This is a genomic window from Streptomyces iconiensis (genome assembly GCF_028657195.3).
GTDB classification, from domain to species: Bacteria; Actinomycetota; Actinomycetes; order Streptomycetales; family Streptomycetaceae; genus Streptomyces; species Streptomyces iconiensis.
In genome coordinates this window covers 1-12,095 of sequence record NZ_JANCPR020000057.1, presented here as the reverse complement: position 1 = coordinate 12,095, position 12,095 = coordinate 1, and the positions used below count along the sequence as shown (strand labels likewise).

9 protein-coding genes are annotated in these 12,095 nt (G+C 70.5%); 4 read left to right on the top strand and 5 right to left on the bottom strand.

Annotation, left to right across the window (positions count from 1 at the left end; translation table 11 throughout):
• The first annotated feature begins 57 nt into the window (after positions 1-57).
• Positions 58-1,692, top strand: coding sequence for a sensor histidine kinase (locus tag NMN56_RS36785; protein WP_274039470.1), 1,635 nt, complete (start codon positions 58-60; stop codon positions 1,690-1,692).
• Positions 1,693-1,775: 83 nt separating this feature from the next.
• Here NMN56_RS36785 and NMN56_RS36780 read toward each other — a convergent pair whose 3' ends face one another.
• The 5 genes from NMN56_RS36780 to NMN56_RS36760 all read right to left on the bottom strand — a co-directional run bounded on the left by NMN56_RS36780 (position 1,776) and on the right by NMN56_RS36760 (position 8,060).
• A complete protein-coding gene (locus NMN56_RS36780; RefSeq protein WP_274039471.1) occupies positions 1,776-2,795 on the bottom strand; it encodes a LacI family DNA-binding transcriptional regulator in 1,020 nt (339 codons plus the stop codon).
• Positions 2,792-4,483: a glycoside hydrolase family 13 protein gene (locus NMN56_RS36775; RefSeq protein ID WP_274039472.1), complete on the bottom strand. Its 1,692-nt coding sequence runs from the start codon at positions 4,481-4,483 to the stop codon at positions 2,792-2,794. The genes NMN56_RS36780 and NMN56_RS36775 overlap by 4 nt, the downstream gene beginning before the upstream one ends.
• A gap of 398 nt (positions 4,484-4,881) precedes the next feature.
• Positions 4,882-5,712 (bottom strand): sugar ABC transporter permease, encoded by an 831-nt coding sequence (locus NMN56_RS36770; RefSeq protein WP_274039955.1) that lies wholly within the window; start codon positions 5,710-5,712, stop codon positions 4,882-4,884.
• A 2-nt stretch (positions 5,713-5,714) separates the two neighbouring features.
• Positions 5,715-6,641, bottom strand: coding sequence for a carbohydrate ABC transporter permease (locus NMN56_RS36765; protein ID WP_274039473.1), 927 nt, complete (start codon positions 6,639-6,641; stop codon positions 5,715-5,717).
• Between the two features lie 153 nt (positions 6,642-6,794).
• Positions 6,795-8,060 (bottom strand): extracellular solute-binding protein, encoded by a 1,266-nt coding sequence (locus NMN56_RS36760; protein WP_274039474.1) that lies wholly within the window; start codon positions 8,058-8,060, stop codon positions 6,795-6,797.
• 232 nt (positions 8,061-8,292) lie between these two features.
• On the opposite strand from NMN56_RS36760, the gene NMN56_RS36755 reads away from it, so the two are divergent.
• From NMN56_RS36755 to NMN56_RS36745, 3 genes are read left to right on the top strand one after another with little or no spacing between them, the layout of a single operon-like run.
• Entirely contained in the window at positions 8,293-9,918 is a 1,626-nt protein-coding gene (locus NMN56_RS36755; RefSeq protein ID WP_274039475.1) for a glycoside hydrolase family 13 protein, read from the top strand.
• Positions 9,919-9,943: 25 nt separating this feature from the next.
• Positions 9,944-11,005, top strand: coding sequence for a LacI family DNA-binding transcriptional regulator (locus NMN56_RS36750; protein ID WP_274039476.1), 1,062 nt, complete (start codon positions 9,944-9,946; stop codon positions 11,003-11,005).
• A gap of 36 nt (positions 11,006-11,041) precedes the next feature.
• On the top strand, positions 11,042-11,884 hold the full coding sequence (locus NMN56_RS36745; RefSeq protein ID WP_274039477.1) for a phosphatase PAP2 family protein: 843 nt from the start codon (positions 11,042-11,044) through the stop codon (positions 11,882-11,884).
• Positions 11,885-12,095 lie beyond the last annotated feature (211 nt).

Below are 12,095 nucleotides of genomic sequence, written 5' to 3'. Positions count from 1 at the left end.
TCGGAGCATCACTTTCGACGGAGGCGCGGGGTACGGGCCGTGCGCGATCCTCGCCCCATGCGCACCCTCGGCCCACTGCTGACCGTTCTCGCCGTCTGCACCGCGCCTGTCACCGCGGCCGTCCAGTCGCACGGCCAAGGTGCCGTGACGGCGGCGGTCGCCGTGCCGCTGCTGGCCGGTGCCGTGTGGCTGAGCCCGAGGTGGCCGATGGCGGCTACGGGGGTGCCGGTCGCGCTGGGGCTGACCGCGCACACGGAGCTGCTGGCGCCGGAGTTCTGGCCCGCGCTCGCGGTGTTCGGGTTCCTGGCGGGGCGGCGGACGGCGGCGGCGCGGCCCGCGCTGTGGTTCTTCGCCGGGGTGGCGGTCGCAGGGCTGCCGCTGTGCGTGTTCGTGGCCCGGGAACTGTGGGCGTGGCCCACCCAACTGCTGACCCTGCTGCTGTCGGTGGGGCTGCCGTGGCTGCTGGGTCGCTACCTGGCGCAGTACGCCGAACTGATCGGTACGGGCTGGCGGCTGGCCGAGCAGATGGAGAGCAGCCGGCGCACGGCAGCCGACAGGGCCAGGCTGCGCGAACGTGCCCGGATCGCGGGGGACATGCACGACTCACTCGGACACGACCTGACCCTGCTCGCCGTGCGGGCAGGCGCCCTCCAGGTGGACCCCGCGCTCGGCCCCCGCCAGCAGGAGGCAGCGGGGGAACTGCGCGAGGCGGCGGCAGCGGCGACGGCACGGCTGCGGGACATCATCGGCGTCCTCCGTGAGGACGGCGACGAGGCCCCGAAGGGCCCGGTGGCGACACCCGACTCGCTCGCCGAACTGGTGCGCGGCGCACGGGACTCCGGGCTCACCGTGACACTGGAAGGCGACGGGGCGGCGGCACCGCACGCACGGGAGGCAGCGCCCCCGCCAGAGGCAGCACCCACGCCGGAGGCGCCGCACCCACCGGAGGCAGCGCCCACGCTGGAGGCGCTGCCCGTGATGGCCGCGCGTGCCGCGTACCGCGTCGTGCAGGAGGCGCTGACGAACGCCGCCAAGCACGCAGCCGGCGCCGAGGTGCGGGTACGGCTCACCCGCGAAGGCGGCGAAGGCAGCGAAGGCGGGGTCTGCACGGTCGGCGTCACCAACGGCCCGCCTCCGGGCCCGGCTCTCCCGGGGCTGGCCTCGGGCGGCACCGGACTCGTCGGCCTGGATGAGCGGGTGCGCCTGGCGGGCGGCACCCTGCGCGCGCAGCCGACTCCCGAGGGCGGATTCGAGGTGGTGGCAGAGGTACCGGTCACCGGCTCCGGCACGGCCGCACCCCGCGCGGCACGTGCCCCGCTCACCACCTCGGCGCGCGAACTGGCGCGCGCCAGACGGCGGGTACGCCGCAGCCTGGCCCAGACCGTGCTGGGGCCGCTGGCCGCCGTCGCCGGAATCCTGCTGCTGATGATCCCGGTGAGCCTGGTCAGCTCCTCCCTCTCGGTCCTCGACAAGGAGGACTACGCCAAGCTGCGGCCCGGCACACCCCGTGCCGATGTCAAGGCCCACCTGCCCCTGGTCACCCGCGACGGCCCGCCCGACGGCGCACCGCGCACCCCACGGGGCCAGGAGTGCGTCTACTACAGCACCGGCCTCAACTCCGCGGACGCCTACCGCCTGTGCTTCTCCGGCGGCACGCTCGCCGCCAAGTCCGTCGTCGGCCGCGACGGTTGAGCGCTCGTCCCGATGCCTGAGCGCTCACCCCGATGCCTGAGCGCTCGTCCCGATGCCTGAGCGCTCATCCCGGCCCCCGGTACTCATCCCGGCGCCTGGGCCGTGGAGCCGCGCACGACCAGTTCGGGCTGGAAGACGAACTCCGTGTCCGCGACGGGACTCCCGCCCAGCGCCTCCAGCAGCGCCTGTACGGCGGCGTTCGCCATCGCGCGCACGGGCTGCCTGACGGTGGTGAGCGGCGGATCGGTGAACGAGTTCAGCACGGAGTCGTCGTATCCCACGACCGAGACCTGACGCGGCACCTCAAGGCCCCGCTCCCGCGCGGCCCGTACCGCCCCGAGCGCCATCATGTCGCTGCCGCACACGATGCCCGTACAGCCGGCTTCCAGCAGCGCCAGCGCCGCCGCGTGCCCGCCCTCGACCGTGAAGAGGGTGTGCTCGACGGGCGGTGGCCCCGCACCGTTGTCGGCGCCCACCGCCTCGGCGAAACCCTGCGCCTTGCGGCGTGCCGGCACGAAGCGGCTGGGCCCGACGGCGAGCCCGATCCGCCGGTGCCCCAGCTCCCGCAGATGCCCTACGGCCATGACGGCAGCCGCGCGGTCGTCGGGTGAGACGAAGGGCGCGCTGATGCGGTCGTTGAAGCCGTTGATGAGGACGAACGGCACGCTGCGCCCCGCGAGCTTCGTGTAGCGGCCCGGATCGGCGCTCAGGTCGGCGTGCAGCCCCGACAGGAAGATGAAGCCGGTCACACCGCGCCCCACCAGCTGGTCCACCAACTCGTCCTCCGTTGCCCCGCCCGGCATCTGGGTGCTGCCGAGCACCGGCGTATAGCCGTACCCGGCCAGCGCCTGCTCGATGACCTGCGCGAACGCGGGGAAGATCGGGTTGGTCAGCTCGGGTACGACGAGCCCTACGAGCCCCGCGCTGCGCTGCCGTGCCCGTGCGGGCCGCTCGTAGCCGAGTACGTCCAGCGCGGCGAGCACCCGCAGGCGGGTCGCGGTGGCCACGCCCGACTTGCCGTTCAGGACGCGGCTGACCGTGGCCTCGCTGACCTCGGCCTGCGCCGCGATGTCCGCGAGCCGGGCCGGCGCGTGACTCGTCATCCGCCGACCCACCAGGCGGTCGTGTCGCCCGGCAGCGTACGGCCGCCGTCGTACGGACCGCTGGCGAGCAGCAACTCGCCCGGAACAGCGCCCAGTTCGGCGGCACCCGCGCCCGTGTTCGCCGTGCACACGAACCCGCCGCGCCGGAAGGCGAGCACGCCCTCGGGTGCGGGCAGCCACTCCAGAGGTTCGCCAGCGCCCAGTTCGGGCCGCTCGCGGCGCAGCCGCAGCGCCTCCCTGTACAGCTCCAGCGTCGAGTCCGGGTCACCGGTCTGGGCCGCGACGGACAGCGCGCCCCACCCGGCGGGCTGCGGCAGCCAGCTCCCGCCGGCGCCGAACCCGTACGAGCCGGCACCCTGCTCCTCCGTCCACGGCAGCGGCACCCTGCATCCGTCGCGCAGCCCGTCCTGGCCGTTGTCGCGGAAGAACGAGGGGTCCTGGCGCGCGGCGTCCGGCAGCTCCGTCACCTCGGGCAGCCCCAGTTCCTCGCCCTGGTACACGTAGGCGGAGCCCGGCAGCGCGAGCATCAGCAGCGAGGCGGCGCGGCCCCGGGTGTGGCCGCCGCCGAGGCGGGTGCGGTGGCGTACGACGTCGTGGTTGGACAGCACCCAGGTCGCGGGTGCGCCGACGGCGCCGAGCGAGTCCAGGGACTCGTCGATGACCTCGCGCAGCGGCTCCGCCTCCCAACCGGTGTTCAGGTAATGGAAGTTGAACGCCTGATGCAGCTCGTCCTCGCGTACGTACAGCGCGGTGCGCTCCGCGCTGGGCGCCCACGCCTCGGCCACGCCGATACGTTCTCCCGGGTACTCGTCCAGGACGGCCCGCCAGGAGCGGTAGATCTCGTGGACGCCGTCCTGGTCGAAGAACGGGAGCTGCTGGTTGCCGAGCAGCTTGAGCTGGTCGGTGCTGCCCATGTCCGGCAGCCCCTCGGCCTTCACCAGCCCGTGTGCCACGTCGATGCGGAAGCCGTCCACGCCCATGTCCAGCCAGAACCGCAGGACCGAGCGGAACTCGTCCCGCACGGCGGGGTGCTCCCAGTTGAAGTCCGGCTGCTCGGGCGCGAACAGGTGCAGATACCACAGCCCCGCACTGGGGACCCGCGTCCACGCGGGCCCGCCGAAGATGGACTCCCAGTCGTTGGGCGGCAGTTCGCCGTGCTCACCCTTGCCCTGCCGGAAGTGGTAACGCTCCCGCGCGGCCCTGTCACCCTGCAGGGCGCGCTGGAACCACTCGTGGCGATCCGAGGAATGGTTCGGTACGACGTCCACGAGGACCCGCAGCCCCAGTTCGTGCGCTTCGCGGATCAACGCGTCCGCGTCGTGCAGGGTCCCGAACATCGGGTCGATCGCCCGGTAGTCGGCCACGTCGTACCCGGCGTCCGCCTGCGGCGACGCATAGAACGGGCTCAGCCAGACGGCGTCCACGCCCAGCTCCGCGAGATACGGCAGGCGCTCGCGGGCGCCCTTGAGGTCGCCCATCCCGTCCCCGTTGCCGTCCGCGAACGAACGCGGATACACCTGGTAAATCACCGCCCCCCGCCACCACTCGGCTGCGCCGGGCTCCCCCGCCGAGAGGGCCACCCCCTCCCGCCCCGTAACAACGTCCCGCCGGCCGACGGATGCGGACGCGCCTGCGGACGCGGCTGCGCCTCCGGACGCGGCTGCGGCTGCACTGCTGTGCTGGTTCATGACATCCCTGTGAGTTGATTCCGTCCTACCGCCACGGCAGCCCTGCCCCACCGCGGCCCCCTTCTCCCCGCCGCCCCCTCTTCCCGTGGCGCCGCTCCCTCTCCCCCGCCGTCCCCTTCATTCCGCGCCCTTCACTCCGCCGCGCCGCTCCCTCTCCCCCGCCGCAACACCCCCCTCCCCGCCGCAACGGCGAGACGAGAAACGCACGTAACCGGCGGTGCCCAACCGGCCTACAGCCAGGCCCAACCGCTGAGAGCGCACCCTCTCCCCCCTCCCGGCCCGGCCCGGCACGGCACCGCCGACCGCCACCGCCCCAACTGGGCGCCGTCGCGGCGGAAAGAGGGGGGAGCCCTCTCACCAACACCGAGAGGGTGACGGTTCGTTGGCGGGTGGGTCCGTCAGGACTTGGTGGCGCCGGCCGTGAGCCCGGAGACCAGGTGTCTTTGGGCGAAGGCGAAGACCACCGCGGCGGGAACGGCGATGATGACGGCAGCCGCCGTCATGGAGCCCCAGTCGGAGCCGTAGCGGTTGACGAAGGTCTGGAGGCCGCCCGCGAGGGTGAGGTTCTCCTCGCCGGTCATGAACGCGGTCGCGTAGGCGACCTCCGCCCACGCGGTGACGAACGTATAGAAGCCGGTCACGGCGATCCCCGGTTTGGCCAGCGGCAGAATGAGCCGCCAGAACGTCCCGAAGGGGTTGAGCCCGTCCACCCGGCCCGACTCGTCGATGTCGACGGGGATCGTGTCGAAGAACCCCTTCATCATCCAGGCACAGAACGGCACGGCGATCGTCAGATACGTGATGATCAGCCCGACGGGCTGATTGAGCAGTCCCAGCTTCGCCATCGTGTTGTAGAGCGGAACGATCAGCACGGCCATCGGGAACATCTGCGTGATCAGCAGCACCCACATCAGCGGGCGCATTCCGGGGAACCGGAACCTGCTGATGGCGTAGCCCGTCGTCGCTGCGATGAAGACGCCGATGAGTGTCGTGCCGATGACGACGATCAGCGAGTTCGCGAACCACGTGAGGAAGTGCGTGTCGTTCACGACATGCGTGTAGTTGCCGAACGTGAAGTTCCGTACCAGCGAGGCGGAGAACGCCTCGCTCTTCGGCTTGAAGGACGTCACCAGCAGCCACAGCGGCGGAAAGAGCGCGCACACCGTACCGACCAGCAGCCCGGCGTGCAGCCCGAAGGACGCCAGCGGCGTCCGCTTCTGGGTGCGCATCGTCACCAAGCCTCTCCTTGGCGGCGCAGCGCCCGCCGGTAGACGATCGTGAAGAGTGAGAGCAGCAGGAGGATGAGTACGCCCCAGGCGGCGGAGGAGGCGAAGTCGCGGGGGCTGTTGACGAAGGACAGCCGGAACGCGTACGTCACCAGGATCTCCGTGGAGTCCTCGGGGCCTCCCTTGGTGAGCAGGAAGATCACCGGGAACATGTTGAACGTCCAGATCGTGCTGAGCAGGATCACGGTGCTGCTCACCGAACGCACGCCGGGCAGCGTGATGTTGCGGAAGCGCTGCCAGGGCCCCGCGCCGTCCATCTCGGCCGCCTCGTACAGCTCGCCCGGTATCGACTGGAGCGCGCCCAGCATGGCGACGATCATGAAAGGTACGCCGAGCCACACGTTCACGCCGATGACCGCGACCTTCGCCCACACGGGGTCGCCCAGCCAGGGCACCCCGTCGATGCCGCCGCCGTCGAGGACCTTGTTGAGCAGCCCGTTCTTCTCGTTGAACAGCATCTTCCACGCGAAGACGGAGACGAAGGCGGGAATGCCCCACGGAACGATCATGGCGACCCGGTAGAAGGCGCGTCCGCGCACCTTCCTGTTGAGCATGTTCGCGAGCGACAGCCCGAGCAGGAAGGTGACGCTCACACAGCCGACCGTCCACAGCGCCGTCCATCCCAGCCGGTCCCAGAACACACTGTCGGACAGAATCCGCGTGTAGTTCTCCAGCCCCGTGAACTCGTAGGTGGCGGGGATGTGGTTCACGCCGATCGTCCGCTCGACGTTCGCCTCCGTGGCGTCGGTGAGCGACAGGTACACGCCCCTGCCGAGCGGGTACCCGATGATGAGCCCGATCACGATCACCACGGGCGCCACCATGGCCCACGCGTACCAGTGTCTCGCCGACAGGGCGATCAGCCGCTTCATGCTGGTTGTTCCCTTCGTGCTCGCGCTCCTTGCCCGAGGGACCGGGAGCGGGACCTACGGGCGGGGCCCCGCGCGGAACGGCGTAGATGTACGGGCGTACGGGCGTACGGGCGGTAAGGACATACCGGCGCTACCGGCGTGGGGCGCTGCGGGCTACTTGTAGTCCTTCAGGAGCTTGCGGAACTCGTCCCCGGTCTTCTTCGCCGAGTCCTCGGGCGACTTGCCGCCCGCGAGTACGCCGTCGACGCCGACCCGGATCGGCTCGAAGAGGGAGTTGCCCTCGGCGATCCAGGGCCGCTGCACCGCCTTCTCCACGGCGGGCCGGAAGAACTCGACCATCTCGTTCTTCTTCACGGACGGCTCCTCGTACACGGACTTCCGTGTGGGCAGCAGCGACAGCTCTTCCGTCGTGCGCTTCTGCACCTGCGCGCTGCTCATGTACTTCACGAACTCCTGCGAGGCGCGCATGTTCTTGGCGCCCGCGTAGACGGAGAGGTTCCAGCCGCCCTGGGGCGAGCCCTGCGCCTTGCTCCCCGCGGGTACGGCGGCGACGCCGAGGTTGTCCTTCTTGCCGCCCTTGAACTCCTTGCCCTCCTGGGCGAGCGCGATGTCCCACGGGCCGTCGACGATCATGGCGACCTTGCCGTCCTGGAACGCCTTGATGCCGTTCTCCTGGCCGTCGCTGGAGTCGGTGAGCGCGGCCTTGGAGTCGACGAGGTCCTTCATGGTGGCGAGCGCGTCGGCACCGGGCTTCTCGTCGACGGTGATCTTCTTGGTCCTGGGGTCGAGCAGGTCGCCGCCCTCGCCGTAGAGGTAGGGCAGGAACCAGTACGGGTCGTCGCCGCGCAGGTAGAGCGCCGTGGCGCCGGTCTTGTCCTTGATCTTCTTGGCGTCCTTCTTCAACTCGGCGAAGGACCGCGGCACTTCCACCCCCGCCTCCTTCAGCAGCCGCTTGTTGTAGAAGAGCCCGAGGGTGTCGGTGACCTGGGGTGCGGCGTAGGTCTTGCCCTTGAACCTCGTGGAGCCCGCCGCCGTCTTGAGGTAGTCGGACTCGTTGTCGAGCGCGGGGGTGCCGTCGAGGGCCGCGAGGTAGCCGAGGTTGGCGAAGTCGGCGACCCAGGCGACCTCGGTACGCATCACGTCGGGCGCCCCGGAGTTGCCGCCGGCCGCGTTCTTGAACTTCTGGTTGGCGTCACCGAAGTTGACGTGCACGTACTTGACGTCGACCTTCTTGTGCTTCTTCTCGAAGTCCTCAGCGATCTTCTTGTACGTGTCCTTCTCGCCGTCGTTCGAGGTGTCCCAGAAGGTGACGGTTCCTTCGATCTTGCCGTTGTCGCCGCCGCCTCCGTCACCTCCGCAAGCCGTTGCCGCAAGAGCCAGTGCCGCTACCAGCGCGATGGCGCCTATGCCACGCCGCATGTCCGATCCCTTCGCAAGGTGAAGCGCGCGCCCTGAGCGGCGCCCGGCTGCGCAGGAACGTAACAGGGTGAACATGTGGGCGAAAGACCTTGCGGCAATTTTCAGCAAGACTGCTGCCCCGATGCCGGATTCCTAGTAACCCGGGGGTCATGCCCGCGTTGTCACCCGTGACCGCTCTGACCCGGATTCCGTGATCCGCGACCCCATGGGTCCCGCCCGAGAGGGAAAACCGATGACTCAGCACGCCGTCGACTCCGCGCCAGCGCCCGCTGGTTGCCCCTCGGCGCCCCGGGACTGGTGGCGCGACGCCGTCATCTACCAGGTGTACGTCCGCTCGTTCGCCGACAGCGACGGCGACGGGGTCGGCGATCTCCCCGGTGTACGGGAGCGGTTGCCGTACCTGGCGGGGCTCGGCGTCGACGCCGTATGGCTCACCCCGTTCTACGCCTCGCCCCAGGCCGACGGCGGCTACGACGTCTCCGACTACCGCGCCGTCGACCCCCGCCTCGGCCAACTCGCCGACGCCGAAGCTCTCGTGCGCGAGGCACACCGGCTCGGGCTGCGCGTCATCCTCGACATCGTGCCCAACCACACCTCCGACCAGCACCCCTGGTTCCGCGCGGCGCTCGCGGGCGACGAGGCGGCACGCGCCCGCTACCACTTCCGCGACGGACGCGGCGAACGCGGCGAACGCGGCGAACGCGGCGAACTCCCCCCGAACGACTGGGAGTCCGTCTTCGGCGGCCCCGCATGGACGCGGACCGCCGGGGGACAGTGGTACCTCCACCTCTTCGCACCCGAACAGCCCGACCTGGACTGGGAGAACCCCGAGGTGCACGCCGAGTTCGACTCCGTGCTGCGCTTCTGGCTCGACCTCGGTGTCGACGGCTTCCGTATCGACGTGGCACACGGCATGGTCAAGGCGGCGGGGCTGCCCGACATCGGCCACGGCGAGCAGGCCCGCATGGTCGGCGCGCAGGAGCTGCCCTTCTTCGACCAGGACGGCGTCCACGAGATCCACCGCTCCTGGCGCCGGCTCCTGGAGAGCTACGGGCCCGACCGCATCGGTGTCGCCGAGGCCTGGGCGCCCAACGCGGCACGCCTCGCGCTGTACGTACGCGCGGACGAACTCCACCAGGCTTTCAACTTCCAGTTCCTGCGCGCGGGTTGGGACGCGGGCGAGCTGCGCGAGGTCATCGACGAGTCCATGGAAGCCACCACATCCGTGGGCGCACCCACGACCTGGGTGCTCTCCAACCACGACGTCGTACGCCACCGAACCCGCCTCGGCAGCCTCTCCCGTGCCCGCGCGGCTGCCCTGCTGATGCTCGCCCTCCCCGGCTCCGTCTATCTCTACCAGGGCGAGGAACTGGGCCTGCCCGAGGTCGGCGAACTGCCCGACGCCGTACGCCAGGACCCGGCCTTCTTCCGCCGTACCACGGGCGAGAACGCGGGCCAGGAGGGCCTGCGCGACGGCTGCCGCGTTCCCCTCCCCTGGGAGACCCGGGGTCCCTCGTACGGCTTCGGCCCGGCGGGCAGCTGGCTGCCGCAGCCCGCCGCGTGGCGCGACCTGTCCGTACAGGCACAGACGGGCGACCCGCTCTCGACCCTGGAGATGTACCGCTCCGCACTGCGCCTGCGCCGCGAGCTGCCCGGCCTCGGCGACAGCGCGATGGAGTGGCTGGAGGCCCCCGAGGGTGTCCTCGCGCTCTCCCGGCCCGGCATGGTGTGCGTGGTCAACACCCGGGACAGCGCGGTCGCCATGACCCTCCCCGGCGCCCTGCTGCTCTCCTCGGCGCCCGACGTCCCGGAAAGTCCTCACGTACCGGCGAATTCCTGCACCTGGTGGGCAGCGTGATGCACGGCCGGTAAGGTCCGGTCCTGTGACCGCACGGCTAGCTGACATCGCAGCACAGGCGGGGGTCAGCGAAGCCACGGTCAGCCGGGTCCTCAACGGCAAGCCGGGCGTCGCGGCTGCCACCCGCGAATCCGTACTCGCCGCACTCGACGTTCTCGGGTACGAGCGACCCGTCAAGCTGCGCCGCCGCAGCGAGGGACTGGTCGGGCTGATCACGCCCGAGCTGGAGAACCCGATATTCCCCGCCTTCGCGCAGGTGATCGCGCAGGGCCTGACCCGCCAGGGCTACACCCCGGTCCTCGCGACACAGACACCGGGCGGCTCGACCGAGGACGAGCTGACCGAAATGCTGGTCGACCGGGGCGTAGCGGGCATCATCTTCGTTTCAGGACTGCACGCCGACACCACGGCCGACACCGCGCGCTATGAACGGCTGCACGGCCAAGGCGTCCCGTTCGTCCTCATCAACGGCTTCTCCTCCGGAGTACGTGCCCCGTTCGTCTCCCCGGACGACAGGGCGGCCATGCGACTGGCCGTGACCCACCTCGTCTCTCTGGGGCACGAGCGCATCGGCCTGGCCCTCGGCCCCGAACGCTTCGTACCGGTCCAGCGCAAGATCGAGGGCTTCACGCGCTCCATGCGAGAACAGTTCGCAGCGGACCCCCGCGAACTGATCGAGCACTCCCTCTTCACCCTCGAAGGCGGCCAGGCAGCCACCACCACGCTCCTGGACCGCGGCTGCACGGCCGTCGTCTGCGCCAGCGACATGATGGCGCTCGGCGCGATCCGCGCCGCACGGCAGCGCGGCATGTCCGTACCCGGCGACGTCTCCGTCATCGGCTTCGACGACTCCCCGCTCATCGCCTTCACCGACCCGCCCCTCACCACCATCAGGCAGCCGGTCACCGCCATGGGGCAGGCGGCCGTGCGCGCGCTGCTGGAGGAGATCGGCGGCACCCCGGCCCCGCACAGCGAGTTCGTCTTCCTCCCGGAGCTGGTCGTACGAGGCTCGACCGCCTCGCACACCCGTCGTACGGCCTATGCCTTTCGGGGGACGGATTCGGCCCAAGACCCGACCGCAGGATGATCGGCCAAAGCTCCCCGTCTGGCAGACTGTCGCCTTATGGGGGCACCAACCACAAGGACCGAAGAAGACAGCCGGCCGGACGCCACGGAAGCCACGGCGGAGGAAGCGCCTCCCCAGGCCAGGCCCACCCTGCTGGAGAGACTGCGCTCGCCCCGGCGCCCCCGAATCTGGTTCGAGATCGCCCTGATCGCGGTGAGTTACTGGACGTACTCCCTGATCCGTAACGCGGTGCCCGAACAGAGGCACGCGGCGCTGCGGAACGCGGACTGGATCTGGGAGACGGAGCGCGCGCTCGGCATCGCCGTCGAGCAGTCGGTCAACCACGCCGTGAACGGCGTGACGTGGCTGGTGGTGATGATGAACTACTACTACGCGACGCTGCACTTCGTCCTCACCATCGGCGTACTCGTCTGGCTCTACCGCAGCCACCCCGGCCGGTACGCGGCCACCCGCATGGTGCTCTTCGCCACCACAGGCGCCGCACTCCTCGGCTACTACCTCTTCCCACTCGCCCCACCCCGCCTGATGAACGGCGGCCACTTCATCGACACCGTCCAGGTGCATGAAACCTGGGGCTCCATGGCATCGGGCAACCTGGCGGAGATGTCCAACCAGTACGCCGCGATGCCCTCCATGCACATCGGCTGGTCCGTCTGGTGCGGCATCACCATCGCCATGCTCGCCCGCCCACTCTGGGCAAAGATCCTCGGCGCGCTCTACCCGGTGACCACCCTCGTAGTCATCGTCAGCACCGCCAACCACTTCTGGCTGGACGCCGTAGGCGGCCTCCTCTGCCTGACCCTGGGCTTCGCCCTCTCCTACGCCTGGTACGGCCGAGTCTCCTACCACCTCCCCAAACTCACCCCATCCCCCGCCTAACCTCGCAGGGGCGCCCCCGCCTCACCTCACAAGGCGCCCCCGCCCCACCCCGCAGGGGCGCTTCCGCCTGAGACGCGACTGCCCCCTCCGGTACGCCGCAGTCCCCCCCTTACGCCGTGGCTTATCGCGCAGTTCCCCGCGCCCCTGACGGGGCCCCCTCAACTCCAGGGCTTGGGCCGATACGGGCGGGGGGAGTCCTAGAGGGGGGCGA